24 protein-coding genes and 1 tRNA gene are annotated in these 25,254 nt (G+C 66.7%); 12 read left to right on the top strand and 13 right to left on the bottom strand.

From position 1 onward, the window contains the following. Positions 1 to 40: 40 nt before the first annotated feature. Both glyS and glyQ read right to left on the bottom strand, forming a co-directional pair. The gene (gene glyS / locus ACOAPY_RS00695) at positions 41 to 2,095 is read right to left on the bottom strand and encodes a glycine--tRNA ligase subunit beta (RefSeq protein ID WP_465154668.1); all 2,055 of its coding nucleotides are present in this window, start codon (positions 2,093 to 2,095) and stop codon (positions 41 to 43) included. Next, positions 2,092 to 3,039, bottom strand: coding sequence for a glycine--tRNA ligase subunit alpha (gene glyQ / locus ACOAPY_RS00690; protein ID WP_076424507.1), 948 nt, complete (start codon positions 3,037 to 3,039; stop codon positions 2,092 to 2,094). The genes glyS and glyQ overlap by 4 nt, the downstream gene beginning before the upstream one ends. Positions 3,040 to 3,197: 158 nt before the next feature. On the opposite strand from glyQ, the gene ACOAPY_RS00685 reads away from it, so the two are divergent. From ACOAPY_RS00685 to ACOAPY_RS00670, 4 genes are read left to right on the top strand one after another with little or no spacing between them, the layout of a single operon-like run. Continuing rightward, positions 3,198 to 4,406, top strand: coding sequence for a class I SAM-dependent methyltransferase (locus ACOAPY_RS00685; protein ID WP_465154667.1), 1,209 nt, complete (start codon positions 3,198 to 3,200; stop codon positions 4,404 to 4,406). Positions 4,407 to 4,454: 48 nt separating this feature from the next. Further along, positions 4,455 to 5,006 carry a DNA-3-methyladenine glycosylase I gene (locus ACOAPY_RS00680; RefSeq protein ID WP_465154666.1) on the top strand — a complete coding sequence of 184 codons (552 nt, stop codon included), beginning with the start codon at positions 4,455 to 4,457 and terminating at the stop codon, positions 5,004 to 5,006. Positions 5,007 to 5,060: 54 nt separating this feature from the next. Continuing rightward, a complete protein-coding gene (locus tag ACOAPY_RS00675; protein WP_142136092.1) occupies positions 5,061 to 5,948 on the top strand; it encodes a lysophospholipid acyltransferase in 888 nt (295 codons plus the stop codon). Between the two features lie 59 nt (positions 5,949 to 6,007). Continuing rightward, a complete protein-coding gene (locus ACOAPY_RS00670; RefSeq protein WP_076423489.1) occupies positions 6,008 to 6,271 on the top strand; it encodes a PilZ domain-containing protein in 264 nt (87 codons plus the stop codon). On the opposite strand, the gene ACOAPY_RS00665 is transcribed toward ACOAPY_RS00670, so the two are convergent. From ACOAPY_RS00665 to def, 5 genes are read right to left on the bottom strand one after another with little or no spacing between them, the layout of a single operon-like run. After that, complete coding sequence (locus ACOAPY_RS00665; protein ID WP_021700836.1) at positions 6,268 to 6,600, bottom strand: tetratricopeptide repeat protein; 333 nt, start codon at positions 6,598 to 6,600, stop codon at positions 6,268 to 6,270. The two genes, ACOAPY_RS00670 and ACOAPY_RS00665, sit on opposite strands and share 4 nt — an antisense overlap. 23 nt (positions 6,601 to 6,623) lie before the next feature. Then, a complete protein-coding gene (gene trkA / locus ACOAPY_RS00660) occupies positions 6,624 to 7,997 on the bottom strand; it encodes a Trk system potassium transporter TrkA (RefSeq protein WP_076581627.1) in 1,374 nt (457 codons plus the stop codon). A 13-nt stretch (positions 7,998 to 8,010) separates the two neighbouring features. Beyond that, the gene (rsmB, locus tag ACOAPY_RS00655; RefSeq protein ID WP_465154665.1) at positions 8,011 to 9,324 is read right to left on the bottom strand and encodes a 16S rRNA (cytosine(967)-C(5))-methyltransferase RsmB; all 1,314 of its coding nucleotides are present in this window, start codon (positions 9,322 to 9,324) and stop codon (positions 8,011 to 8,013) included. After that, positions 9,321 to 10,253, bottom strand: a complete 933-nt coding sequence (fmt, locus tag ACOAPY_RS00650; RefSeq protein WP_465154664.1) for a methionyl-tRNA formyltransferase — start codon at positions 10,251 to 10,253, stop codon at positions 9,321 to 9,323. Before fmt ends, rsmB begins: the two co-directional genes overlap by 4 nt. Positions 10,254 to 10,313: 60 nt before the next feature. Next, the gene (gene def, locus ACOAPY_RS00645) at positions 10,314 to 10,820 is read right to left on the bottom strand and encodes a peptide deformylase (protein ID WP_021700840.1); all 507 of its coding nucleotides are present in this window, start codon (positions 10,818 to 10,820) and stop codon (positions 10,314 to 10,316) included. 133 nt (positions 10,821 to 10,953) lie between these two features. Between def and ACOAPY_RS00640 the strand changes: the two genes are divergently transcribed. The 7 genes from ACOAPY_RS00640 to pbpG all read left to right on the top strand — a co-directional run bounded on the left by ACOAPY_RS00640 (position 10,954) and on the right by pbpG (position 17,988). Next, the gene (locus tag ACOAPY_RS00640; protein ID WP_465154663.1) at positions 10,954 to 11,994 is read left to right on the top strand and encodes a LysM peptidoglycan-binding domain-containing protein; all 1,041 of its coding nucleotides are present in this window, start codon (positions 10,954 to 10,956) and stop codon (positions 11,992 to 11,994) included. Between the two features lie 63 nt (positions 11,995 to 12,057). Continuing rightward, positions 12,058 to 13,146: a DNA-processing protein DprA gene (dprA, locus tag ACOAPY_RS00635; protein ID WP_465154662.1), complete on the top strand. Its 1,089-nt coding sequence runs from the start codon at positions 12,058 to 12,060 to the stop codon at positions 13,144 to 13,146. Positions 13,147 to 13,185: 39 nt separating this feature from the next. Continuing rightward, complete coding sequence (tsaC, locus tag ACOAPY_RS00630) at positions 13,186 to 13,743, top strand: L-threonylcarbamoyladenylate synthase type 1 TsaC (protein WP_465154661.1); 558 nt, start codon at positions 13,186 to 13,188, stop codon at positions 13,741 to 13,743. 88 nt (positions 13,744 to 13,831) lie between these two features. Beyond that, complete coding sequence (gene hemF, locus ACOAPY_RS00625) at positions 13,832 to 14,791, top strand: oxygen-dependent coproporphyrinogen oxidase (RefSeq protein ID WP_465154660.1); 960 nt, start codon at positions 13,832 to 13,834, stop codon at positions 14,789 to 14,791. Further along, entirely contained in the window at positions 14,788 to 15,615 is an 828-nt protein-coding gene (gene aroE, locus ACOAPY_RS00620) for a shikimate dehydrogenase (RefSeq protein WP_465154659.1), read from the top strand. Before hemF ends, aroE begins: the two co-directional genes overlap by 4 nt. A 196-nt stretch (positions 15,616 to 15,811) precedes the next feature. Then, positions 15,812 to 16,996: a polyphosphate kinase 2 gene (gene ppk2 / locus ACOAPY_RS00615; protein WP_465154658.1), complete on the top strand. Its 1,185-nt coding sequence runs from the start codon at positions 15,812 to 15,814 to the stop codon at positions 16,994 to 16,996. 80 nt (positions 16,997 to 17,076) lie between these two features. After that, the gene (pbpG, locus tag ACOAPY_RS00610; protein WP_465154657.1) at positions 17,077 to 17,988 is read left to right on the top strand and encodes a D-alanyl-D-alanine endopeptidase; all 912 of its coding nucleotides are present in this window, start codon (positions 17,077 to 17,079) and stop codon (positions 17,986 to 17,988) included. 56 nt (positions 17,989 to 18,044) lie between these two features. Here the strand turns inward: pbpG and ACOAPY_RS00605 are convergent. The 5 genes from ACOAPY_RS00605 to ACOAPY_RS00585 form a co-directional block, all read right to left on the bottom strand. Further along, positions 18,045 to 18,120 (bottom strand) — tRNA-Thr (locus ACOAPY_RS00605). Positions 18,121 to 18,174: 54 nt separating this feature from the next. After that, positions 18,175 to 19,521, bottom strand: a complete 1,347-nt coding sequence (locus ACOAPY_RS00600) for a glutamine synthetase family protein (protein WP_465154656.1) — start codon at positions 19,519 to 19,521, stop codon at positions 18,175 to 18,177. Between the two features lie 171 nt (positions 19,522 to 19,692). Next, a complete protein-coding gene (locus ACOAPY_RS00595; RefSeq protein ID WP_203789668.1) occupies positions 19,693 to 20,250 on the bottom strand; it encodes a helix-turn-helix domain-containing protein in 558 nt (185 codons plus the stop codon). Positions 20,251 to 20,292: 42 nt separating this feature from the next. Next, a complete protein-coding gene (locus ACOAPY_RS00590; protein ID WP_465154655.1) occupies positions 20,293 to 21,579 on the bottom strand; it encodes an NAD(P)/FAD-dependent oxidoreductase in 1,287 nt (428 codons plus the stop codon). A 77-nt stretch (positions 21,580 to 21,656) separates the two neighbouring features. Then, positions 21,657 to 22,562, bottom strand: coding sequence for a LysR substrate-binding domain-containing protein (locus ACOAPY_RS00585; RefSeq protein WP_465154654.1), 906 nt, complete (start codon positions 22,560 to 22,562; stop codon positions 21,657 to 21,659). Positions 22,563 to 22,733: 171 nt separating this feature from the next. Between ACOAPY_RS00585 and ACOAPY_RS00580 the strand changes: the two genes are divergently transcribed. Then, a complete protein-coding gene (locus tag ACOAPY_RS00580) occupies positions 22,734 to 23,858 on the top strand; it encodes a M14 family metallopeptidase (RefSeq protein ID WP_465154653.1) in 1,125 nt (374 codons plus the stop codon). Here the strand turns inward: ACOAPY_RS00580 and ACOAPY_RS00575 are convergent. Continuing rightward, entirely contained in the window at positions 23,821 to 25,239 is a 1,419-nt protein-coding gene (locus ACOAPY_RS00575) for a GGDEF domain-containing protein (RefSeq protein ID WP_465154652.1), read from the bottom strand. The genes ACOAPY_RS00580 and ACOAPY_RS00575 overlap by 38 nt on opposite strands. Between the last annotated feature and the right edge of the window lie 15 nt (positions 25,240 to 25,254).

Below are 25,254 nucleotides of genomic sequence, written 5' to 3'. Positions count from 1 at the left end.
TATGGGCGTAGGGTGGACATGCCGAAGGGCTGTCCACCGGTTACCCCAGCAGGGAGATGTCGGCGACGCCGAGGAACAGGCCACGCAGCTGGTTCAGCAGCGCCAGGCGGTTGGCCCGCACGGCGGCATCTTCGGCATTGACCATCACCGCGTCGAAGTACGCATCCACCGGCTCGCGCAGGCTGGCCAGCTGGGCCAGGGCCTCGCGGTAGCAGCGCGCGGCGGCCATCGGCGCCACCGCCTGGGCGGCGGCAGCCACGGCCTGGGCCAGGGTCTGCTCGGCGCCGTCTTCCAGCAGCTTGGCGTCCACCGTGGCCGGCAGCTGGCCTTCGGCCTTGGCCAGGATGTTCGACACGCGCTTGTTGGCGGCGGCCAGGGCGGCCGCTTCCGGCAGCTGGCGGAAGGCCTGCACGGCCTGCACGCGCTGGTCGAAGTCCAGCGGCGCGGCCGGGCTGAGGGCGCGCACGGCCTGGTACACGGCCACGTCCACACCTTCGTCCTCGTAGCGTGCACGCAGGCGGTCGAAGATGAAGTCCAGCACCTGCTGGGCCAGGCCCTCGGCCTTGACCTTGTCGCCATACAGGCCTATGGCAAAGCCAACGGCCTCGACCAGGTCGAGGTCCAGCTGCTTCTCGATCAGGATACGCAGCACACCCAGTGCGGCGCGGCGCAGGGCGTAGGGGTCCTTGGAGCCGGTCGGCAGCATGCCGATGCCGAAGATGCCGACCAGGGTGTCGAGCTTGTCGGCCACCGCCACGGCGGCGCCGGTCAGGGTCTGCGGCAGTTCGGCGCCGGCGCCGCGCGGCATGTACTGCTCGTTCAGCGCCTGGGCCACGTCTTCCGGCTCGCCGTCATGCTTGGCGTAGTAGTAGCCGGCGATGCCCTGCATTTCCGGGAACTCGCCGACCATCTCGCTGGCCAGGTCGCACTTGGACAGGATACCGGCCCGCGCGGCGCGGCTGGCGTCACCGCCGATGCGCTCGGCGATAAAGGCGGCGAGTTTCGACACACGCTCGGCCTTGTCGTACACGCTGCCGAGCTGGGCCTGGAACACCACGTTGGCCAGGCGCTCGTTGCGTTTCTCCAGGGGCTGGCGCTTGTCCTGTTTGAAGAAGAACTCGGCGTCGGTCAGGCGCGGGCGCACCACCTTCTCGTTGCCGGCGACGATCTGCGCCGGGTCCTTGCTCTCGATGTTGGCCACGGTGATGAAGCGCGGCAGCAGCTTGCCGTTGCCGTCGACCAGGCAGAAGTACTTCTGGTTGTCCTGCATGGTGGCGATCAGCGCTTCCTGCGGCACCTCGAGGAAGCGTTCCTCGAAGGAGCAGACCAGCGGCACCGGCCACTCGACCAGGGCAGTCACCTCATCCAGCAGCGCCGGCGGCACGATGGCGCTGCCGTTCTCGGCCTTGGCCAGTTCCTCGACGCGCTTGGCGATCTGTTCGCGGCGCTTGGCGAAGTCGGCGACCACGAAGGCGCCACGCAGGTCGTGGGAATAGCTGGCCGGGCTCTCGATCGCCACCTCGTAGTTGGCGTGGAAGCGGTGGCCACGGGACATGCGCCCGGCCTTCTGGGCGAGGATCTCGCAGTCGACCACGTGCTGGCCGAACAGCATCACCAGCCACTGGGTCGGACGGACGAACTCTTCCTTGCGCGCGGCCCAGCGCATGCGCTTGGGGATCGGCAGGTCGGCCAGGGAGGCCTCGACGATGCCCGGCAGCAGGCTGACAGTGCTCTGCCCGGCGATGCTCTGGCTGAACTTCAGCTTCGGGCCGCTCTGGTCGATCTGGCTCAGCTCGACGCCGCACTTCTTGGCGAAGCCGAGGGCGGCCTGGGTCGGGTTTCCGTCCTTGTCGAAGGCGGCCTGCACGGGCGGGCCATCGAGGTTGACGGTGCGGTCCGGCTGCTGGCTGGCCAGGGCCTCGACCAGCACGGCCAGGCGGCGCGGCGCGGCATAGTAACGGGCGCTCTGGTAGCTCAGGCCGGCGGCCTTGAGACCTTTCTCGACGCCGGCCAGGAAGGCCTCGCCCAGGCTCTTCAGGGCCTTGGGTGGCAGCTCTTCGGTGCCCAGTTCGACCAGGAAATCATGTGCACTCATTCTGCAATCTCCAGCTTGGCCAGGACTTCGTCACGCAGTTCGGGGGTGGCCATCGGGAAGCCGAGCTTGGCGCGGGCCAGCAGGTAGCTCTGGGCGATGTTCCGCGCCAGGGTGCGCACACGCAGGATGTACTGCTGACGCGCGGTCACCGAGATGGCGCGGCGGGCGTCGAGCAGGTTGAAGCTGTGCGAGGCCTTGATCACCATTTCGTAGGCCGGCAGCGGCAGCTGCAGCTCCATCAAGCGGTTGGCTTCGGACTCGTAGAAGTCGAACAGGTCGAACAGTTTGTCGACGTTGGCGTGCTCGAAGTTGAAGGTGGACTGCTCCACTTCGTTCTGGTGGAACACGTCGCCGTAGGTGACCTTGCCGAACGGGCCGTCGGAGTAGACCAGGTCATACACCGAGTCGACGCCCTGCAGGTACATGGCCAGGCGCTCCAGACCGTAGGTGATCTCGCCGGTCACCGGGTAGCACTCGACGCCGCCGACCTGCTGGAAGTAGGTGAACTGGGTGACTTCCATGCCGTTGAGCCAGACTTCCCAGCCCAGGCCCCAGGCGCCGAGGGTCGGCGATTCCCAGTTGTCTTCGACGAAACGAATGTCGTGCACCAGGGTGTCGACGCCGATGCGGCGCAGCGACTCCAGGTACAGGTCCTGGATGTTCTCCGGGTTCGGCTTCAGCACCACCTGGAACTGGTAGTAGTGCTGCAGGCGGTTGGGGTTCTCGCCGTAGCGGCCGTCGGCCGGGCGGCGCGAGGGCTGGACGTAGGCGGCGTTCCAGGTCTCCGGACCGATGGCGCGCAGGAAGGTGGCGGTGTGGAAGGTGCCGGCACCCATTTCCATGTCATAGGGCTGCAGGATCACGCAGCCCTGCTCGGCCCAATAGCTTTGCAGGGCGAGGATCAGGCCTTGGAAGGTGCTCACGTCGGGCTTGTTCTGGCTCACGAATTTCACCGGTATCGAGGCGTTGGCGTAAAGCCGCGCAGTATACCTGATCAGGCTTGCGCTGGATGTGGCGGCACGCCCGCAGCGCATAGACGCTGCGTACCCTGTAGCATTGTCATTCCTTGCCGGCACCGGCAGCGCTTACTCAGGCCTTTTTCATGTCAGTCGAACCCACCGCCGTCACCGCTCGTGAAGAGTTTCTCGCCCTGCTGGACACCAGCGTGGTGCAGAACACCCTGGTCAAGCTGCTGCTGAGCAAGTACCAGGGCGAGGAAGCCGAGCTGCAGCGCCTGACCATTCGCCCAGTCACGGTCAAAGGTCAGGCCTGCCTGTCGTTTGTCTCCACCTACAAGACCCGCGATATCACCAAGAACCTGCCGGTGGCCGAAGCCCTGGCACATATCGCCAGCCTGCTGCCGGCGGCGTTCAGGAACGCTCACCTGCTGTCGCTGACCGAGGACGTGCAACTGACTTTCGGCAAGAAGGACAAGGCGCGCCTGTTCGTCGGCAAGGTGGTCGAGCGTGAGGCGCCGGTCGCTGGCCATGACCGCGAGAAGAAGCGCTTTCTCGAACTGAGCCGGCCTTTCCTCACCGATCTGGGCGTGACCACCGCCAGGCATGAGCTGGTGCCGGCGATGGCGCGCAAGTGGAAGCAGATCAACAAGTTCATCGAAGTGTTTTCCCATGCGCTGAGCCACTCGCCGCTGCAGCAGCGTGATCCGCAGTTGCCGATCCATGTCGTCGATTTCGGCTCGGGCAAGGGCTACCTGACCTTCGCCATGCACGACTACCTGCGCAACAGCCTGGGCCTGCAGGGTCAGGTGACCGGCGTGGAGCTGCGCGAGGACATGGTGCGCCTGGGCAACACGGCGGCGGCCCGCCTGGAACAGCCGGGCCTGCGCTTCGAACATGGCGACGTACGCACCTATACCCCGGCGGCCATCGACGTGATGATCGCCCTGCATGCCTGTGACGTGGCCACCGACTACGCCCTGCACCTGGGTATTCGCAGCGATGCGGCGATCATCATGTGCTCGCCCTGCTGCCACAAACAGATCCGCCCGCAGATGCAAACGCCGAGCCTGCTCAAGCCCATGCTGCAGTACGGCGTGCACCTGGGCCAGGAGGCCGAGATGGTCACCGACAGCCTGCGTGCCCTGCTGCTGGAGGCCTGTGGCTATGAAACCAAGGTGTTCGAGTTCGTCTCGCTGGAGCACACCAACAAGAACAAGATGATCCTCGCGGTAAAACGTCCCGAGCCCGTGGCGCCGGGCGAACTGCTGGAAAAGATCCGCGGCATCAAGCAGTTCTACGGGATTCAGGAGCACTGCCTGGAAACTCTGCTGCAGGCGGACGGGCGTTTTTGACGGCCACTGCGCTACAGTGCGGCATGACCTCGCCTGGATATGGACGCCATGCCGCGCTGCTTCTGGTGTAACGACGACCCGCTGTACATTGCCTACCACGACGAGGAATGGGGCGTGCCGCTGCGCGACGCCGACCGCCTGTTCGAGCTGTTGCTGCTGGAAGGCTTCCAGGCCGGGCTGTCGTGGATCACCGTGCTGAAGAAGCGCGAGCGCTATCGCCAGGTGCTGTGGCATTTCGACGTGCAACGCCTGGCGCAGATGAGCGACGCGGAGATCGAAGAGCGGATGCAGGACCCCGGCATCATCCGCAATCGCCTCAAGCTCAGGGCGGCGCGGCAGAACGCCCAGGCCTGGCTGACCCTGGAAGACCCGGTGGCGCTGCTCTGGTCCTTCGTCGGTGGCGTGCCGAAGATCAATCACTTCGAGGGTCGCCACCAGGTGCCGGCTGTCACGCCGGAAGCCGAGGCAATGAGCAAGGCCCTGAAGAAACTGGGATTCACCTTCGTCGGGCCGACCATCTGCTACGCCTACATGCAGGCGGCCGGCATGGTCATGGACCATACGACCGACTGCGATCGCTATCACGCACTGCGAGGCTGAACCCGGCGGTCACAGCCGTTACAATGCCGGCCTTCGTGTATTCGGGAGTCGCTCGTGGAGAAGCTCAAAGGTGCCCTGGCCGTCGGTTTCCTGCGCCTGTTCGCCCTGCTGCCGTGGGGTGCCGTGCAGGCCACGGGATCGGCCATCGGCTGGCTGATGTGGAAGCTGCCGAACGGCTCGCGCGAGGTGGTGCGCATCAACCTGGCCAAGTGTTTCCCGGAGTTGTCCGCGGCCGAGCGTGAGCGCCTGGTCGGGCAGACCCTGCGCGACATCGGCAAGACCCTGACCGAGAGCGCCTGCGCCTGGATCTGGCCGGTCGAGCGGACCCTCGGCCTGGTGCGCGAAGTCGAGGGCCTGGAGGTGCTGCAAGCTGCTCTGGCGTCGGGCAAGGGCGTGGTCGGCGTGGCCAGTCACCTGGGTAACTGGGAAGTGCTCAACCATTACTTCTGCTCGCAGTGCAAACCGGTGATCTTCTACCGTCCGCCCAAGCTGCAGGCGCTCGACGAGCTGCTGCAGAAGCAGCGTGCGCAGCTGGGCAACCGCGTGGCGCCGTCGACCAAGGAAGGCATCCTCAGCGTTATCAAGGAAGTGCGTCGTGGCGGCGTGGTGGGCATTCCCGCGGACCCCGAGCCGAGCCGTTCCAGCGGTGTTTTCGTGCCCTTCTGCGGCATCCAGGCGCTGACCAGCAAGTTCGTCCCCGGCATGCTCGCCGGCGGCAAGGCCGTCGGCCTGTTCCTCAACGCGGTGCGCCTGCCGGACAACAGTGGCTTCAAGGTGATCTTCGAGGCGGTGCCGGAGGATATGTACAGCGAGGACCCGCAGCTGTCCGCGGCGGCCATGAGCCGCACGCTGGAGCGTTATGTGCGGGCCTACCCGAGCCAGTACCTGTGGAGCATGAAGCGCTTCAAGAAGCGCCCGGACGGCGAGAAGAAATGGTATTGATGCCGCGCACGATAGCTATTACCGTCTGAGCAACTTTCGCCCCACGACACAGGACAGGCATGGATAACAAGCGCGAGCACAAGCGCACCCCGCTGAAGGTCCAGCTGCGCATTGATCATCCCGCGCACGGCCGGATGCTGGTGACCACCCGCGACATCTCCGAGAGCGGCGTGTTCGTGGTGATCGATGATGCGCAGAAGCTGCTGCAGATCGGCGAGCTGGTCAGTGGTCAGGTCCAGGGCCTGCCGATCGAGGCGCCGGTGGTGCTGATGCGGGTGGTGCGCTTCGAGGCCAGCGGCGTGGCGCTGGCCTTCCAGAACTAGGCTTCGGGCGCGCGCGCCGCTTTTTCCAGGCGGCGCAGAAATACCGTCATTTCCTTCTCCGTCTGCTTGTCACCGCGCTTGCGCGCCACTTCCAGGCCGTTGTGCCAGGCCTGGCGGGCCTCCTCCAGCATGCCCAGGCGCTGGCAGGCCTGGCCCAGCAGCTTCCACGCCGCCGAGTAGTTGGGGTCGAAGCCCAGGCACTTCTGCAGGTGTTCGGCGGCCTGTTCGGGCTGGCCGCTGTCGAGGTAGGCCTTGCCCAGGCCGAAGCGCAACAGGGCATTGTCCACCCCGCGGGCCAGCAGTTTTTCCAGTGAGTCGGGCGTGGTCATGCGACGGGCCTCGGCTAAACGGATCAGAAGAAGGTCAGGCCGACCTGGAACAGGCGCTCCACGTCGCGGATGTACTTCTTGTCGACCAGGAACAGGATCACATGGTCGCCGCTCTCGATCACCGTGTCGTCGTGGGCGATCAGCACTTCCTCGTCGCGGATCACCGCGCCGATGGTGGTGCCCGGCGGCAGGGCGATGTCCTCGATCATGCGCCCGACCACCTTGCTCGACTTGGCGTCACCGTGGGCGATGGCCTCGATGGCCTCCGCCGCGCCGCGGCGCAGGCTGTGCACGCTCTCGATATCACCGCGGCGCACGTGGGTCAGCAGGGTGCCGATGGTGGCCAGCTGCGGGCTGATGGCGATGTCGATCTCGCCGCCCTGGACCAGGTCGACGTAGGCCGGATTGTTGATGATGGTCATCACCTTGCGCGCGCCCAGGCGCTTGGCCAGCAGCGAGGACATGATGTTGGCCTCGTCGTCGTTGGTCAGGGCGAGGAAGATGTCGGCCTCGTTGATGTTCTCTTCCACCAGCAGGTCGCGGTCCGAGGCACTGCCCTGCAGCACCACGGTGCTCTCCAGGTTTTCCGAGAGGTAGCGGCAGCGCGCCGGGTTCATCTCGATGATCTTCACCTGGTAACGGCTCTCGATGGCCTCGGCCAGGCGCTCGCCGATATGCCCTCCGCCGGCGATGACGATGCGCTTGTAGCTGTCTTCCAGGCGGCGCATCTCGCTCATCACCGCACGGATGTGCGCCTTGGCGGCGATGAAGAACACTTCATCGTCAGCCTCGATCACCGTGTCGCCCTGCGGCATGATCGGCCGGTTGCGCCTGAAGATGGCCGCCACGCGGGTGTCGACGCTGGGCATGTGCTCGCGTATCTGCCGCAGTTGCTGGCCGACCAGCGGGCCGCCGTAGTAGGCGCGTACCGCCACCAGCTGGGCCTTGCCCTCGGCGAAGTCGATGACCTGCAGGGCGCCGGGGTATTCGATCAGGCGCTTGATGTAGTTGGTCACCACCTGCTCGGGGCTGATCAGTACGTCGACCGGGATCGCCTCGTTGTCGAACAGGGCCTCGCGGGTCAGGTAGGCCGACTCGCGCACCCGGGCGATCTTGGTCGGGGTGTGGAACAGGGTGTAAGCGACCTGACAGGCGATCATGTTGACTTCGTCGCTGTTGGTCACGGCTACCAGCATGTCCGCATCGTCGGCGCCGGCCTGGCGCAGCACGGTGGGGAAGGAGCCGCGGCCGACCACGGTACGGATGTCCAGGCGGTCGCCGAGGTTACGCAGGCGATCGGCATCGGTATCGACCACGGTGATGTCGTTGGCCTCGCCGGCCAGGTGCTCCGCCAGGGTTCCGCCGACCTGGCCGGCGCCGAGAATGATGATTTTCATCGGGGTTCCTTCCTCAGCCGCGCGGTGCGGCGGCGATCTTGATCAGCTTGGCATAGTAGAAGCCGTCGTGGCCGTCGGCCTGCGGCAGCAGTTGGCGGCCATGGGCCTGCTTGAGGCCAAAGGTGCCGGCGATATCCAGTTCGCGCGCGCCCGGCGTGCGTTGCAGGAAGGCGGCGATATTGTCGCTGTTCTCCTGCGGCAGCACCGAGCAGGTGGCGTAGAGCAGCACGCCGCCGACCTCCAGGGTCGGCCACAGGGCATCGAGCAGCTCGCCCTGCAACTGGGCCAGGGCGGCGATGTCGTCGGCCTGGCGGGTCATTTTGATGTCTGGGTGGCGGCGGATCACCCCGGTGGCCGAGCAGGGCGCGTCGAGCAGGATGCGCTGGAACGGCTTGCCGTCCCACCAGGAGGTCACGTCGCGGCCATCGGCGGCGATCAGGGTGGCCTTGAGTTGCAGGCGCTCGAGGTTTTCCTGCACCCGCGCCAGGCGGCTGGGCTCCAGGTCCAGGGCAATCACCTCGCTCAGCTGCGGCTGCACTTCCAGCAGGTGGCAGGTTTTGCCGCCGGGCGCCGCGCAGGCATCCAGTACGCGCTGGCCGGGGGCCAGGTCGAGCAGGTTGGCGGCTAGCTGGGCCGCTTCGTCCTGCACGCTGACGCGGCCCTCCATGAAGCCCGGCAGGGTCTTCACGTCGCAGGGTTGCAGCAGGCGGATGCCATCACGGCTGAAGGTGCAGGGCTCGGCCTCGACGCCGTTGCCGCGCAGTTCGGCGAGGTAGGCATCGCGGCTAGCGTGGCGGCGATTGACCCGCAGGATCAGCGGCGGATGCTCATTGTTGACGGTGCAGATGGCTTGCCAATGCTCGGGCCAGTCGGCTTTCAGGCGTTTCTGCAGCCAGCGCGGGTGCGCCGTGTGCAGCACCGGGTCGCGCTCCAGTTCGGCGAACAGCGCTTCATGGTCGCGCTGGGCATTGCGCAGCACGGCGTTGAGCAGGCCCTTGAGCGAGGACTTCTTCAGCTTGTCGACGCAGGCCACCGTTTCGCCAATGGCGGCATGGGCCGGGATACGGGTGTGCAGTAATTGGTAGAGGCCGACCAGCAGCAGCGCCTCGACGTCGCGGTCGGCGGCCTTGAACGGCTTCTGCAGCAGCTTGTCGGCGAGCAGCGCCAGGCGTGGCTGCCAGCGAGCGGTGCCGAAGGCCAGGTCCTGGGCCAGGCCGCGGTCGCGCGGCTCGACCTTGTCCAGCAGCGGCGGCAGGCTGCTGCCCAGCGACGCCTTGCCGTTGAGCACGGCGGCCAGGGCACGGGCGGCGGCCAGGCGTGGGTTCATTGCCCCAGCACCAGGCCGGGGACGAACTGCTCGCGGCGGCTGTTATACAGGTCGGCAAAGCTCAGCGGCTTGCCGCCGGGCAGCTGCAGGCGGGTCAGGCGCAGAGCGCCCTCGCCGCAGGCGACGGTCAGGCCACTCTTGTCGGCGGCGAGCACGCTGCCGGGCGCGCCTTGGCCCTCGCCGAGCTGGGCGGCGTGGACCTTGAGCACCTCGCCATGCAGGGTGCTGTGGCAGATCGGCCAGGGGTTGAAGGCGCGCACCAGGCGCTCCAGCTCGACGGCCGGACGGCTCCAGTCGAGGCGCGCTTCGTCCTTGTTCAGCTTGTGCGCGTAGGTGGCGAGGGTATCGTCCTGCACTTCGCCACGCAGCTCGCCAGCAGCCAGCTTGGTCACGGCTTCGACCACGGCCTGGGAGCCTAGCGTGGCCAGACGATCATGCAGGGTGCCGCCAGTGTCCTCGGCCGTGATGGTGGTGGTCACCTTGAGCAACATGGGGCCGGTGTCGAGGCCCGCTTCCATCTGCATCACGGTGACGCCGCTGCTGGCGTCGCCGGCCTCGATGGCGCGCTGGATCGGCGCCGCGCCGCGCCAGCGCGGCAGCAGCGAGGCGTGGCTGTTGATACAGCCCAGGCGCGGAGTATCCAGCACCACCTGCGGCAGGATCAGGCCATAGGCGACCACCACCATCAGGTCCGGCGTGAGCGCGGCCAGTTCGGCCTGGGCGGCCGGGTCGCGCAGGGTCTGTGGCTGGTATACGGCGATGCCGTGCTGCAGGGCCAGCTGCTTGACCGGGCTGGGCGAAAGCTTCTGCCCACGCCCGGCGGGGCGATCCGGCTGGGTGTAGACGGCGACAATCTCTCGGTCCGCATCGAGCAGGGCCTGCAGGTGCTGGGCGGCGAACTCCGGGGTGCCGGCGAAGACGATACGCATGGATCACTCACTGCATGAAAAGAAAAAGGCTTGCCGGAGCAAGCCTTTGGAAGTCGTGAATCAAGCCTGCTGGCGGTGCTGTTTTTCCAGCTTCTTCTTGATCCGGTCGCGCTTGAGGCTGGACAGGTAATCGACGAACAGCTTGCCGTTGAGGTGATCGCACTCGTGCTGGATGCACACGGCGAGCAGACCTTCGGCGATCAGCTCATAGTGGCTGCCGTCTCGCTCCTGGGCCTTGATCCGCACCTTCTGCGGGCGGTCGACATTCTCGTAGAAGCCGGGCACCGACAGGCAGCCTTCCTGGTACTGGTCCATCTCCTCGGTCAGCGACTCGAACTCGGGGTTGATGAACACCCGTGGTTCGGACTTGTCCTCGGACAGGTCCATGACCACCACGCGCTTGTGCACGTTGACCTGGGTCGCGGCCAGGCCGATGCCGGGGGCGGCATACATGGTCTCGAACATGTCGTCGACCAGCTTGGAAAGCGCCGCGTCGAACACGGTCACCGGCTTGGCGATGGTGCGCAGGCGCGGATCGGGGAATTCGAGGATGTTGAGAATGGCCATGGCTGTTTGTGATGCACTTGTGGAATAAAGTAAAAAACCGCTGCTAAGATGATGAACAGCTTTGAAAAACGGCTCGGAAGCCGCGACTTCTGCGGCTCACAGGCGCCAGCCACATAATAAAGGGATTCACCGCATGAGGAAATCACTACTCGCCCTGTTGCTGGTCGCCGCGGGCGGTCTGGCGCAGACTGGCCTGGTGCAGGCCGCCGTCCAGCTCAAGGAAGGTCATCCGGACCGCTATACAGTGGCCAAGGGCGACACCCTGTGGGATATCTCTGGCAAGTTCCTCAGCCAGCCGTGGAAGTGGCCCGAGTTGTGGCATGCCAACCCGCAGATCGAAAACCCCCACCTGATCTACCCGGGTGACACGCTCAGCTTGGTCTACATCGACGGCCAGCCGCGCCTGATGCTCAACCGCGGCGAGTCGCGCGGCACCATCAAGCTGTCGCCTCAGGTGCGCAGCACCCCGCTGGCCCAGGCCATCCCGACCATTCCGCTGGAGGCGATCAATAGCTTCCTGATCAGCAATCGCATCGTCGATACGGCGGAAGAGTTTTCCGCACAACCTTATGTGGTAGCGGGTGAGCAGGAAGGTGTTATCACCGGCGCCGGTGATCGTATCTATGCCCGCGGCAGTTTCGACGATGGCCAGGCGGTTTACGGTATTTTCCGCCAAGGCAAGACCTATACCGATCCGGAGACCAAGGAGTTTCTCGGCATCAATGCCGATGATATTGGCTCGGGGGAGCTGGTCTCTGAAGAGGGCGATATTGCCACTCTGAATCTGAGTCGGACTACCCAGGAAGTTCGTCCGGGTGACCGCCTGTTCCCCACCGAGGAGCGCGCTGTCAATTCCACCTTTATGCCCAGCGAGCCGCCGACCGATGTGGATGGCGTGATTCTCGACGTGCCACGTGGCGTGAACCGTATTGGCCAGTTCGATGTGGTGACCATCAACAAGGGCAAGATCGACGGCCTCAGTGAAGGCAACGTACTGGCCGTGTACAAGACCGGCGAGACCGTACGTGATCGCGTCACCGGCGAATCGGTGAAGATCCCGGATCAGCGCTCTGGTTTGCTGATGGTGTTCCGCACCTACGAGAAGCTCAGCTATGGCCTGGTGCTTTACGCCACCCGCGACCTGGCCCTGATGGACAAGGTCAAGAACCCGTAACACCCCGAACCCCCGCCCAGTGCGGGGGTTCTGCTTTCTGCACCACGATCAGGGACGATCGCCATGTACAGCCTTTCCCCCGCCGAACTGGAGGCGCGTCTGCGCCTGCACGGCCTGCCTGAGCTCGGTCCGCGGCGCTTTCGCCGGCTGCTGCAAGCCTTTGGCAGCGCCTCCGCCGCCCTCAGCGCGCCCGCCACCGCCTGGCGCGCGCTGGGTCTCCCTGACAGCTGTGCCGAGCCCAGGCGTAGCGCAGACATCCGCGAGCGAGCCACGGCCGCTCTGCGCTGGCTGGAGCAGCCGGGCCAGTCGCTGCTGATGTGGGACGACCCTGATTACCCTGCCCTGCTGGCTGAGCTGAACGATGCCCCACCGCTGCTGTTCGTCGCCGGTAATCCAGCCTTGCTGCAGCGTCCGCAGCTGGCCATGGTCGGCAGTCGCCGCGCCTCGCGTCCGGGGCTGGATACCGCGCAGGCCTTTGCCCGCAGCCTGGCCGGTGGCGGCTTCGTGATTACCAGCGGTCTGGCCCTGGGCATCGACGGCGCCGCCCACCTGGGCGCGCTGGAATCCGGCGGTGCGACGGTTGCAGTGCTCGGCACCGGGCTGCAGCGGATCTACCCGCAGCGCCACGTCGGTCTGGCCGAGCGCATTGCCGAGCAGGGTGGCGCGCTGGTCTCGGAACTGCCGCTGGACTGCCCGCCGCAGGCCAGCAACTTTCCGCGGCGCAACCGCATCATCAGCGGCCTGGCGCTCGGCGTGCTGGTGGTCGAGGCCAGCCCCTCCAGTGGCTCGCTGATCACCGCGCGCCTGGCCGCCGAGCAAGGGCGCGAAGTCTATGCGATACCTGGCTCCATCCATCACCCGGGCGCTCGTGGCTGTCATCAGCTGCTCCGCGAGGGCGCGACCCTGGTCGAGAGCGTCGAGGACGTTCTCCAGGCCCTGCGCGGCTGGCAGCGCGTGACGCCGCCTGGCGCAGCCGAGGTGGATGAGGTACATCCGCTGTTGCTGGAGCTGCGCGCGGCACCGCTGACCAGCGAGGACCTGGCCCTGGCCTGCGACCTGCCCATCGGCGAAGTGCTGGCCACGCTCACCGAGCTGGAGCTACAGGGACTGGTGGCCTGCGAGGCCGGACGCTGGGTGCATCGCCCCCGCTGAGCTGGGTAAACTCGTGGCCAGGCAGACGAGGCGGTGAACATGCACGGCAGTTGGCAGGTACAGCGGGTAGCGCGGGTGGTGCGCCAGGGCGGGGTGATCGCCTATCCCACGGAGGCGGTCTGGGGCCTGGGCTGCGATCCCTGGAACGAGCTCGCCGTCGAGCGTTTGCTGGCACTCAAGGATCGTCCGGTGCACAAGGGCCTGATCCTGGTAGCGGACAATATCCAGCAGTTCGACTTCCTCCTCGATGACCTGCCCGAGCGCTGGATTGATCGCCTGGCCAGTGCCTGGCCGGGGCCCAATACCTGGCTGGTACCGCACCAGGAACGCCTGCCCGCGTGGATCACCGGCCAGCATGACAGCGTCGCCCTGCGCGTCAGCGACCACCCCCTGGTGCGCGACCTCTGCGCCCTCACCGGGCCGCTGGTGTCCACCTCGGCCAACCCCGCCGGCCGTCCATCGGCGCGCTCGCGCCTGCGTGTCGAGCAGTACTTCCATGGCCAGCTGGACGCCGTGCTTGGCGGCGCTCTGGGTGGACGCCGCAACCCCAGTCTGATCCGCGATCTGCGCACGGGCGATGTGATCCGGCCGTCCTGAGGCTTAGCGGCGACATGACGGTCGGGAGCCGTTCCATTCAGCGTGTTGTGCTGATCGTCGTCAAGCCAGCGGCGGACGTGACGATGGTATGCTGGCGCCCTCTTCCGAACTGCCCGGACCCATTGCCGTGAGTGAACGTACCCAGGCCGTGAAGGCCTACCTGCTCGACCTGCAGGACCGAATTTGCGCCGCCCTTGAACATGAGGATGGCAGTGCTCGCTTCTTCGAGGACAGCTGGGAGCGCCCCGCTGGCGGCGGCGGTCGCACCCGGGTGATGGAGAACGGCGCCCTGATCGAGAAGGGCGGGGTGAACTTCTCCCACGTATTCGGCGACAGCCTGCCGCCGTCGGCCAGCGCCCACCGTCCCGAGCTGGCCGGGCGCGGCTTCGAGGCCATGGGCGTGTCCCTGGTGATCCACCCGGAGAACCCGCACGTGCCCACCTCCCATGCCAACGTACGTTTCTTCAGTGCCGAGAAGGTCGGCGAGGAGCCTGTCTGGTGGTTCGGCGGCGGCTTCGACCTGACGCCCTACTACGCCGTCGAGGAAGACTGCGTGCACTGGCACCAGGTCGCCCGTGAGGCCTGCGCCCCCTTCGGTGCGGAGGTCTACCCGAAGTTCAAGGCGTGGTGTGACCGCTACTTCCACCTCAAGCATCGCGGCGAGCCGCGCGGCATCGGCGGGCTATTTTTCGACGATTTGAACGAGTGGGACTTCGACACCAGCTTCGCTTTCCTGCGCGCCATCGGCGACGCCTACATCCAGGCCTACCTGCCGATCGTGCAACGGCGCAAAGCCACTCCCTTTACCGAGGCGCAGCGCGAGTTCCAGGCCTTCCGCCGCGGCCGCTACGTCGAGTTCAACCTGGTATTCGACCGCGGCACCCTGTTCGGGCTGCAGTCCGGCGGGCGCACCGAGTCGATCCTCATGTCGCTGCCGCCGCACGTGCGCTGGGGCTATGACTGGAAACCGGAGCCGGGTAGTCCCGAGGCGCGCCTGACCGAGCATTTCCTGCAGGATCGCGATTGGCTCGCGGAGGCCGGCCTGTGACGGATCGTTACGGCGTATTCGGCAACCCTATCGGCCACAGCAAGTCGCCACTGATTCATCGCCTGTTTGCCGAGCAGACGGGCCAGGATCTGTCCTACGAAACCCTGCTGGCGCCGCTGGACGACTTTGCCGGTTTCGCCCGTGCCTTCTTCGTCGAGGGCCGTGGCGGCAATGTCACCGTGCCGTTCAAGGAAGAGGCCTTTCGCCTGGCCGACGAACTGAGCGAGCGCGCCCGCCGTGCCGGCGCGGTGAATACCCTGAAGAAGCTCGACGACGGTCGCCTGCTCGGTGACAACACCGACGGCGCCGGCCTGGTCCGTGATCTGACGGTGAACGCCGGCCTCGACCTGGCGGGCCAGCGTATCCTCCTGCTCGGCGCCGGCGGCGCCGTGCGGGGCGTGCTGGCGCCGCTGCTGGCCGAGCGGCCGCAGAGTCTGACCATCGCCAACCGTACCTTGGCCAAGGCCGAACAACTGGCTCATGAATTCGCTGATCTCGGCCCGGTGGCGGCTGCCGGCTTCGACTGGCTCAGCGAACCGGTCGACCTGATCATCAACGGTACCTCGGCGTCGCTGGCCGGCGAGCTGCCGCCGATTGATCTGTGTCTGATCCAGCCCGGTCACACCGTCTGCTACGACATGATGTATGGCAAGGAGCAGACGGCCTTCAATCGCTGGGCAAGCGAGCAGGGTGCGGCCCGCTGCATCGATGGCCTTGGCATGCTGGTGGAGCAGGCTGCCGAGGCCTTCTGTGTCTGGCGCGGGGTACGCCCCGAGTCGGCTCCCGTGCTGCTTCACCTGCGGTTGCTGCTCAGCGAAGCATGATGTTGGTCTAGCAGGTCTGGACCCTTCCCTCCCGGCACTTCAGCCTCTGGCCGACTAGCCTTTCAGAGCACCCTGTTGGCGCTGGCCGGCAGGGCCGCGCGGTATTGATTTGCGTCTATATGCCACATGACCCCGGGCGTATAACTGGACGGATCACCCCGTGCGAACTCGCGCTTTTGCTCCCGGAAGGATTTTCATGACCGATACCCCCGACACCACGCCAACCCCCACCCAGCCGGCCTCGCCGGCCCAGAAAGGCCCCTCCCGTACCCCGCGGCCGCGACGAGCCCAGGCTGGCGATACCGCGCCTTCATTGAAGCCCCGCCAACTGGAGCGCCACACCGTGCAGGAGAAGACGGCCGCCGCGCAGCAGGCCACCGGCGAGGCGATCAAGGACATCCTTGCGCAGATACCGCCGGGCGATACCGATACGCAGCTCAAGACCCTGGAAACCTTCATGACCGGCCTCTCGGCCGACGATGCGCTGGCGTTGCGCAATGCCTTGCTCAGCCAGGAGAACGCCCTGCCGTTCAACAGGCAGCCGGTGCATCCGGACGACGAACTGGCCAAGTACTGGCGCCATGGCGGCTACCCGTACAAGAACCTGATGTCGCGGCGCAATTACGAGCGCGAGAAGTACCGTCTGCAGGTCGAGCTGCTCAAGCTGCAGGCCTGGGTCAAGGAGACCGGGCAGAAGGTGGTGATCCTCTTCGAGGGTCGCGATGCCGCCGGCAAGGGGGGATCGATCAAGCGCTTCATGGAACACCTCAACCCGCGCGGCGCGCACATCGTCGCTCTGGAGAAACCCAGCGAGGCGGAGCGTGGCCAGTGGTACTTCCAGCGCTACGTGCAGCACCTGCCGACCGCCGGCGAAATCGTCATGTTCGACCGCAGCTGGTACAACCGTGCCGGGGTCGAGCGGGTCATGGGGTTCTGCTCGGATGAGGAGTATCTGGAGTTCATGCGTCAGGCGCCGGAGTTCGAGCGCATGCTGGCGCGCAACAACATCCACCTGATCAAGTTCTGGTTCTCGGTCAGTCGCGACGAGCAGCGCCGGCGCTTCAAGGAACGTGAAAAACACCCGCTCAAGCAATGGAAGCTCAGCCCCATCGACCTGGCCTCGCTGGACAAGTGGGACGATTACACCAAGGCCAAGGAAGCGATGTTCTTCTACACCGACACGGCCGATGCGCCGTGGACGGTGATCAAGTCCAACTGCAAGAAGCGCGCGCGCCTCAATGCCATGCGTTATGTCCTGCACAAGCTGCCTTACAAGGGCAAGGATCTGCAGGCGATCGGGGCGCTTGACCCGCTGATCGTCGGCCGTGCCAATGTGGTGTACGAGCGTGGCGAGCACGTGGCCGATATGCCGCTGCTGTAAAGCGCTCTTGTGCAGGTCGGTCCGAGCGGGCGGCGCGGTTATACTGCGCCGACCTTTTCCATTTTCCGGTAGAGATGTCCGTGAAGATTCGCCAAACCCTTATCGGTCTGCTGCTCGGCAGCGCCCTGCTTTCCCCGCTGGCCGTGGCGGCCAACAAGGCGCCTGCGGTGCAGGAACTCGCCTCCGGCAGCGCCCTGCTGGTCGACCTGAAGACCAACCAGGTCCTCTATTCCAGCAACCCTGACCTGCAGGTGCCCATTGCCTCGGTGACCAAGCTGATGACCGCCATGGTGGTGCTGGATGCCAAGCAGCCGCTGGACCAGCAGCTGGATATCGTGATCAGGGACGTGCCCGAGATGCGCGGTGTCTATTCGCGCGTGCGCCTCGGCAGCCAGCTGAGCCGCCGCGACATGCTCCTGCTGACCCTGATGAGCTCGGAGAACCGCGCCGCCGCCAGCCTGGCTCACCACTACCCGGGCGGTGTGCCGGCCTTCGTCGCGGCGATGAACGCCAAGGCCCAGGCCCTGGGCATGACCCACACCCGCTACCGTGAGCCGACCGGCCTGTCGGAGAAGAACGTTTCCACCGCCAACGACCTGGTCAAGCTGATCAAGGCTGCCGGCCAGTTCCCGCTGATCGGTCAGTTCAGCAGCACCCGCGAACATGTCCAGCAGTTCGCCAAGCCGCGCTACAGCCTGGGTTTCCGCAACACCAACAGCCTGGTGCACAAGCCGAACTGGAGCATCCAGCTGACCAAGACCGGCTTCACCAACGCCGCTGGCCACTGCCTGGTAATGCGCACGCAGATGGCCGGCAAGCCGGTGGCCTTCGTGGTGCTCGACGCCTTCGGCAAGTACACCCATATGGCCGATGCCAATCGCCTCAAACGCTGGCTGGAGACCGGCCAGGTCACCAAGGTGGCTCCGGCGGCGTTGGCCTACAAGCAGCAGAAGCAGGCCGAGCGGGCGCGCAGCATGCAGGCGGCGCAGTAGCGGAACAGCCATAAAAAAGCCCAGCTCGATGCTGGGCTTTTTTATGTTCGGGAGGCTGGTGCCGGAGACAGGAGTCGAACCTGCGACCTTCGCATTACGAATGCGCTGCTCTACCAACTGAGCTACACCGGCGTGGAGCGCAACTTATCAGTAGAGCGCATGCCGATCAATTGGGTCCGATGGCTATCACAGGAACCATCGATACTCCCGCGCGCTGATGTCGTGCATGAACTGCAGGTGATCCTGGCGCTTGTTCTCGCAGTAGACGAAGACGAACTCGCTGCCCAGCTTTTCCTTCACCACCTCGTGGCTGGCCATGGCCGCCACTGCGGTGAGCATGTCCTTGGGGAAGCCGATGCCGCTGCTGCGGTCCTCGTTCAGCGAGGGGATCGGCTCGCGGCCCTGCTCCAGGCCGTGCTCCATGCCGCTGAGGATGGCCGCCAGCACCAGGTAGGGGTTGGCGTCGGCGCCGGCCAGGCGGTGTTCGATGCGCAGGTTCTTGCCGTCCGACTCGGGGATGCGGATGCACGCGTCGCGGTCCTCGAAGCCCCAGCTGGCCTTGCTCGCCGAGTTAACCATGGCGCCGTAGCGGCGGAAGGCGTTGTGGTTGGCGGCGAAGATCGGCATGCAGTGCGGCAGCAGCTCTAGGCAGCCGGCCACGGCGTGGCGCAGCGGGCGCTGCTCATCGAGGTCGAGGAGGTTGCGGCCGCTGTCGTCGTACAGGCTGACGTGCACGTGCATGCCGCTGCCCGGCGCGTCCAGGTAGGGCTTGCTCATGAAGCTGGCCCGGTATCCATGTTTCATCGCCACCCCGCGGGTGCTGCGGCAGAACAGGGCGGCCTGGTCGGCGGCGTGCAGGCCGTCGTCGCAGTGGGCGAAGTTGATCTCGAACTGCCCCGGGCCCAGTTCGGCGGTGATCACGTTGGCGTCCACGCCCTGCTCCTGGGCCGCCTCGACCATCTCGTGGAGCACCTCGGAGAAGCGCGATAGGCGCTCGATGTGCATGTTCGGCTGGTCGTCCTCGTCATCGGTCAGCGGATCGCGCGGGAAGCGCGGCAGGCCGGCATCCAGCTTGCGGTCGAACAGGTAGAACTCCAGCTCGAAGGCCACCACCGGGCGGATGCCCTTGGCCTGCAGGCGTTTCAGCACGCGGGCCAGCACTTCACGCGGTTCGAACTCGATGGGCGCCTCGGTGCCGTCGGAGCTGATCAGCATCTGCCCCAGCGGCTGCTTCTCCCAGCGCACCGGCTTGAGGGTGCCGGGGATCAGGCGGCGCGGCGCGTCCGGGTCGCCGTCGTTGAAGCAGTAGTCGCCGATCGGGTGCAGGCCGCCCTGGGCGCCGAGCAGCACGCAGTTCTGCGGCACCTTGAGCGGGCCGCCGGCGGCGACTTTCTCCAGCATGTCGAGGGGGTAGCGCTTGCCGTAGAAGTGCCCGGGGATGTCCAGGCAGATCAGTTCGACGTAGCGCACGTCGGGGTGGGCGGCGCGGAAGGCGCGCACTTCGCTGAGCAGGTCGGGGAATGTAGATGTCACGTTCTTGTCCTTGTTTTCATCAGTACCCGTCAAATGCGGATCAGAACCGTCACGAGCGAAGGCCAGGCAAGGCGCAGGCTGGCGAGGGCGCGGAGCTTACGAGTGGTAAGTGAGCAGCCCGAGCCAGCGTGCAACGCCGCCTGACCGAGCGCAGTAGGTTCTGGCCGCATTTCAGGTGAAGACCCAGAGCACTCGGGTGGGGGAATCGGTGAGGTTGGCGTAGCGGAACTGGGCGTGCGGCGGCAGCTGGAAGCTGTCGCGCGGGCCGAGGGTGACCGGCTCGGCGTCGTCGCCGTACCAGACCGTCAGCTCGCCTTCGAGGACGAAACCGCCCTGCTCGGAGCTGTCGTCGAGGTGGCCTTCGCCGCTGGTCGCGCCCGGTTCGAGGAAGCTCTCGAGCATGGCGAATCCGCCGGACATGCCCGGCGAGGCCAGCACGTCGGTGATGCCGCCGGCGTAGTAGAGGGTGCGGCGCTCGTCCGGGCGGGTCACCCAGCGCACCGCACGTGGCTTGCCAGGGTTGTAGAAGTAGGTGGTCGGCACGCCCAGCGCCTCGCTGATGGCGGTGAGGTCGGCCACCGTCGGGCGCGACAGGCCGCGCTCGACCTGGGACAGGAAGCCCACCGAGCGGCCGATGCGCTCGGCCAGTTCGCCCAGGGTGACGTTCTTGTGCTTGCGCAGGTCGCGCACCAGGATCGCCAGGCCTTCGATTTCGTCTTGTTTGTCCAAAGGGGGACTCCGTTCTGTTCCCTCTCCCTTTGGGAGAGGTGATCAAATGACGTCGCGCAGGCGATACCAGGCCTTGCCCACCGCCTCAATCGGCGCGGCCAGCAGGTCGCCGCCGGGGAAGCGCGGGTTGTCCAGGCCCTGGTACAGGCCGAGCAGTTCGTCCTGGCCGAGGATGGCATCGCTGACCGCGCGGGCGGCTGCCAGGGTCGGCAGGATGCCGTGGCCGGAGAAGCCCTGCAGCCAGTACTTCTGGCCCTGGCGGCCGACATCCGGGGTGCGGTGCAGGGTGCAGTCGATATGGCCGCCCCAGCCGTAGTCGATCTGCACCCCGCGCAGCTGCGGGAACACGCGCTCCAGGTAGGGCCGGGTGGCTGCCGGTACGTCCTTGGGGATGCCGCCCAGGTAGGTGCAGCCGCCGCCGAACAGCAGGCGGTTGTCCGGGGTGACGCGGAAGTAGTCGGGGACGAACTGGTTGTCGATGGCGCAGGTGCCGCGCGGGAACAGCGAGCGCGCCAGCTCCGGGTCCAGCGGCGCGGTGGCCACCTGGTAGGAGCCGACCGGCAGCAGGCGTTTCGACAGTTCGCGGTCGAGGCCGTCGACATAGGCGTTGCAGGCCAGCACCAGGATGTCGCCGCGTACCTCGCCGTGCTCGCTGTGCACGCGGTAGCCGTCGGCGGTCTGCTGCCATTGCAGCGCCTGGCTCTGCTCGAAGATGCGTCCGCCGGCCGCTTCGATGGCGCCGGCCAGACCCTGGGCCAGCTTCAGCGGGTTGAGGTGGGCGGCGCCGGCATCGAACAGTGCGGCCAGGTAGCGCGGGCTGGCGATCCACTGCGGCAGCTCTTCTTTGGCGATAAAGCTCAGCTGCGCATAGCCGTACTTCTGCTCTGCTTCCTCCAGGCTCTCCTGCAGCTGGCGTACGCGGCGCGGCAGCACGGCGGTGTACAGCGCGCCAGTGCGGTAGTCGATGTCGAAGCCGTGGCGGCCGGGCAGCTCGCGCATCTCCTCGGCGGCCCAGACCATGCTGTCCCACAGGCGCTTGGCGCGTTCCAGGCCCAGGGCCTTTTCCAGCGGTGGCATGTCGCAGGACCAGCCCGGCAGGGCCTGTCCGCCGTTGCGCCCGGAAGCGGCCCAGGCGATGCGGCTGGCTTCCAGCAGCACCACCTTCTTGCCGGCCAGGGCCAGGCGCAGGCCGGTGTGCAGGCCGCTGAAGCCGCCGCCGACGATGATCACGTCGCAGTCGAGTGCTTCCTGCAGACGCGGGCGCAGGGGAATCTGGCCGTAGGTGGCGGCGTAGTAGGTGCCGATGTGTTGGGCGGACTGCTTGAACATGGGACCTTCGTGAAATTTATTGCTCTGTATTTCATGAAAAAATACACAATAAATTTCACAAGGCCAAGACCGGTCGGTCAGTATTTCGCCCAGTCGCGCCCGGCCAGGCATTCGCCGAGGTAGTCGAGGAAGCAGGTAATACGCGCCGCCAGCGCCGTATTGCGGTAGTACACGGCGTTGATCGGCTGGCGCTGATCGACGTGCCAGTCGGCCAGCACCTCCACCAGCGCGCCGCTGGCGCGGTCCTGCTCGGTCATAAAGTCCGACAGGCTGGCCAGCCCGGCGCCCGCCAGGGCCAGTTGGCGCAGCGTCTCGCCGCTGGAGGCGCGCAGGGTCGGGGTGATCGGCAGGCCGTCGCCGAGGGTATGGCGCAACGGCCAGGTGTTGAGGTGTTCCAGCTGGGTGAAGCCGAGCAGGTCGTGGCCGCCAAGCTGCTCCGGCGTATCGGGCGTGCCGCGTGCGGCCAGGTAGGCCGGGCTGGCCAGCACGCGCACAGGGCTGCAGCCCAATGGCCGGGCGTGCAGGCTGGAGTCACGCAGCGCGCCGATGCGGATGGCCAGGTCGGTGCGCTGCTCCAGCAGGTCGATGTTCTGCTCGTTGCTGGTCAGCTCCAGCTCGATCTGCGGGTAGCGCTGGCGGAAGCCGGCCACCAGCGGGATGAGCACGTGCAGCAGGAACGGCGTGGCGGCGTCGACCCGCAGGCGCCCGGCCGGCGCCTGGCGGCGCAGGCTCATCTGTTCCTCGGCCTCTTCCACGGCGGCGAGGATGCGCCGCGCCTGGGCGAGAAAGGCCGAACCCTCTTCGGTCAGTTCCAGGCGCCGGGTGGTGCGGCGCAGCAGGGTGACGCCGAGCTTTTCCTCCAGGCGTCCGAGGGCGCGGCTGATGCCCGAGGCGGTCTGCCCCAGCTGCTCGGCGGCGGCGCTGATGGAGCCGGCGTCCACCACGCGGGTGAAGGCCTGCAGTTCGTCCAGGGTCGTTTTCATTGTTGCTGCTCGGGCAAGAATCGCGGGGTCATTATCTGAGTCTGGCGCGCCAGCCGTGGCGCGGCAATCGATGCGTAGCCGAGTTGCGTGGATGCGACATGCGCGCCGGCCGGACATGCGCCGGGGCCTGCCGACGGCTATCCTCGCGGTTTTCATCGTCAGGGGCAGGCCATGCAGATTCGCAGCGACTTCGACAGCGGCAACATCCAGGTGCTGGACGCCAGCGACCCGAGCCGGGTGCGCCTGGCCATCCGCAAGGACTTCGCCAGCGAGCATTTCCAGTGGTTCCACTTCCTCGCCGAGGGCCTGACGCCGGGGCAGACGCACCGCTTCAGCCTGGAGAACGCGCCTCAGTCCAGCTACAAGAACGCCTGGGCCGGCTACCAGGCGGTGGCCAGTTACGACGGCGAGGACTGGTTCCGCGTGCCGACCACCTATGACGAGGGCGGGCTGCATTTCCAGCTGACGGCCGAGCAGCCCAGCGCTCGCTTCGCCTACTTCGAGCCCTACAGCCGGGCGCGCCATGCCCGGCTGCTGGTGCGCGCCCTGGCGCTGCCCAACGTTGCCCTGGTCGCCTGCGGCAGCAGCCTGCAGGGCCGCGAACTGCCGCTGCTGCAGGTGCGTGGCACGGCCACCGCGCCGCGCAAGATCTGGCTGATCGCCCAGCAGCACCCCGGCGAGCACATGGCCGAGTGGTTCATGGAGGGCCTGATCGAGCGCCTGGAGCAGCCGGACGACGTGCTGCGCGCCCTGCTGGCCGAGGCCGACCTGTACCTGGTGCCGCACATGAACCCGGACGGCGCCTTCCTCGGCAACCTGCGCACCAACGCCGCCGGCCAGGACCTCAACCGCGCCTGGCAGGGGCCTTCGGCCGAGCGCAGCCCCGAGGTGCTGTTCGTCCAGCAGCAGATGGCGCGCATCGGCGTGGACGGCTTCCTGGATATCCACGGCGACGAGGAAATCCCCCACGTGTTCGCCGCCGGCTGCGAGGGCAACCCCGGCTTCAGTCCACGGCTGGATGCGCTGGAGCGGGAGTTCCGCGAGCGCCTGGTGGCTGCCGGCGAGTTCCAGACCGTCCACGGCTATCCGCGCGACGAACCGGGCCATGCCAACCTGGCGCTGGCCTGCAACTGGGTCGGGCAGACCTACGACTGCCTGGCCTTCACCATCGAGATGCCGTTCAAGGACCACGACGACTGCCCGCAGCCGCGTACCGGCTGGAACGGCGCGCGCTCCAGGGGGCTGGCCCAGGCGGTGTTCAGCGTGCTGGCAGCTCTGGCGCCTCGTCTGCGCTGAGCTCGATGCGGTTGCGTCCGTTGGCCTTGGCCCGGTAAAGCGCCTCGTCGGCGCGTTCGAGTACCTGGTCCAGCGAGCCATCGTCGTCGTCCGGGCGCAGCTGGCTGACACCGATGCTGACGGTGACGCGCAGGGACTCGCCATCGTTGGTCGCCAGGATCATGGCTTCGACACGGCGGCGCAGACGCTCGGCGATCAGGCGTGCCTCGTCGAGTGCAATACCCGGCAGCACCACGGCGAACTCCTCGCCGCCCAGACGCCCCAGCAGGTCCTGTTGGCGCAACTGCTCGTGCAGCAGACCGGCAAAGGCGCGCAGCACCCGGTCGCCAGTGGCGTGGCCGTGGCGGTCGTTGATCAGCTTGAAGTGGTCAAGGTCGAGCAGCAGCACGGTCATCGGCGGCGCGTCGCTGTGCCGACGGCGGTGCTCCAGCAGCTCTTCCGCGCGCAGGCTGAGGGCGCTGCGGTTGAGCGTGCCGGTGAGGAAGTCGTGGTTGGCGCGACGGTGCAGGCGTGCCATCAGGCGCCGGTTAAGGGTGTTGACGGATGCCACCCACAGCGGTCCCAGCACCAGGATGGCGATACCCAGTCGCGCCGAGGTCAGGGTATCGATACTGGCGCTGTCGCCCAGGACGCCGAAATGGGCCAGGTTGCTCGCGGTCATCACGATTTCGGTCACGCCGCTGATGAAGCCGAGCAAGGCGACCACGAAGGGGCGGAAGCGCATGGCACACCAGAGCAGTGGCAGCAGTGGGAAAACCACGGCGCCAGGGCCGCCAACCAGTAGCATGGCCACTAGCGCCAGGCCCAGTGCCAGCAGGGGCCAGAGGTCGGCGGTGCGAATACGGCGTAGCAGGTAGCGCAGGGTCCGCCAGGGATGGTCGGGGGCGCTGAGAATCACCGGCAGCAACAGCAGGCCGGTGGAGAACTGCTCGCCGAACCAGGTCTGCCAGATATCCCAGCCCTTGTGTTCCAGGGCGGCCAGGGTAGCCGCGACGCCGGCACCGCTGACGCAGGCGACGAACAGCAGCATCAAGCCCTGCGGCTGTGCGAGGCGCAGCATGGCTTTGCTCTGCCGGCGCAGCAGCAGCCAGCCGACCAGGATCAACCCCAGGTTGCATAGGTTCATCCACAGCGCCTTCTCCCAGCTGTTGCCGGTGGCCAGGTCGGTGGCCAGCATGCCGAGATAGAGCAGGCCCCAGCCCAGCGGTCGGGCCAGGGGTGGGTGGCGCAGCAGGAGGCCGAGCAGGATGGCATTGACCGGCCAGAACAGGGCCAGCGACTCGAAGGCGCGAGTGAAAATCCCGGCCAGTGTCAGCCCGACCGTCAGCAAGAGGAGGACGGCGTAGGGTGTGAACGGCTTGAGGCGGGCCAGGAAGACCATGTGAACCTGCAACGT

Source organism: Pseudomonas stagnisoli (assembly GCF_048595745.1).
GTDB lineage: Bacteria > Pseudomonadota > Gammaproteobacteria > Pseudomonadales > Pseudomonadaceae > Aquipseudomonas > Aquipseudomonas alcaligenes_A.
The sequence above is the reverse complement of the archived record's forward strand: the minus strand, read 5'-3'. Positions and strand labels throughout refer to the sequence as shown.

Excerpts from the sequence above, each read along its gene's own strand:
- glyS (WP_465154668.1), bottom strand. The coding sequence starts at position 2,095 with ATGAGTGCACATGATTTCCTGGTCGAACTGGGCACCGAAGAGCTGCCA.
- ACOAPY_RS00685 (WP_465154667.1), top strand. The coding sequence starts at position 3,198 with ATGTCAGTCGAACCCACCGCCGTCACCGCTCGTGAAGAGTTTCTCGCC.
- ACOAPY_RS00680 (WP_465154666.1), top strand. The coding sequence starts at position 4,455 with ATGCCGCGCTGCTTCTGGTGTAACGACGACCCGCTGTACATTGCCTAC.
- ACOAPY_RS00670 (WP_076423489.1), top strand. The coding sequence starts at position 6,008 with ATGGATAACAAGCGCGAGCACAAGCGCACCCCGCTGAAGGTCCAGCTG.
- ACOAPY_RS00665 (WP_021700836.1), bottom strand. The coding sequence starts at position 6,600 with ATGACCACGCCCGACTCACTGGAAAAACTGCTGGCCCGCGGGGTGGAC.
- trkA (WP_076581627.1), bottom strand. The coding sequence starts at position 7,997 with ATGAAAATCATCATTCTCGGCGCCGGCCAGGTCGGCGGAACCCTGGCG.
- rsmB (WP_465154665.1), bottom strand. The coding sequence starts at position 9,324 with ATGAACCCACGCCTGGCCGCCGCCCGTGCCCTGGCCGCCGTGCTCAAC.
- fmt (WP_465154664.1), bottom strand. The coding sequence starts at position 10,253 with ATGCGTATCGTCTTCGCCGGCACCCCGGAGTTCGCCGCCCAGCACCTG.
- def (WP_021700840.1), bottom strand. The coding sequence starts at position 10,820 with ATGGCCATTCTCAACATCCTCGAATTCCCCGATCCGCGCCTGCGCACC.
- ACOAPY_RS00640 (WP_465154663.1), top strand. The coding sequence starts at position 10,954 with ATGAGGAAATCACTACTCGCCCTGTTGCTGGTCGCCGCGGGCGGTCTG.
- dprA (WP_465154662.1), top strand. The coding sequence starts at position 12,058 with ATGTACAGCCTTTCCCCCGCCGAACTGGAGGCGCGTCTGCGCCTGCAC.
- tsaC (WP_465154661.1), top strand. The coding sequence starts at position 13,186 with ATGCACGGCAGTTGGCAGGTACAGCGGGTAGCGCGGGTGGTGCGCCAG.
- hemF (WP_465154660.1), top strand. The coding sequence starts at position 13,832 with ATGCTGGCGCCCTCTTCCGAACTGCCCGGACCCATTGCCGTGAGTGAA.
- ppk2 (WP_465154658.1), top strand. The coding sequence starts at position 15,812 with ATGACCGATACCCCCGACACCACGCCAACCCCCACCCAGCCGGCCTCG.
- ACOAPY_RS00590 (WP_465154655.1), bottom strand. The coding sequence starts at position 21,579 with ATGTTCAAGCAGTCCGCCCAACACATCGGCACCTACTACGCCGCCACC.
- ACOAPY_RS00585 (WP_465154654.1), bottom strand. The coding sequence starts at position 22,562 with ATGAAAACGACCCTGGACGAACTGCAGGCCTTCACCCGCGTGGTGGAC.
- ACOAPY_RS00580 (WP_465154653.1), top strand. The coding sequence starts at position 22,734 with ATGCAGATTCGCAGCGACTTCGACAGCGGCAACATCCAGGTGCTGGAC.
- ACOAPY_RS00575 (WP_465154652.1), bottom strand. The coding sequence starts at position 25,239 with ATGGTCTTCCTGGCCCGCCTCAAGCCGTTCACACCCTACGCCGTCCTC.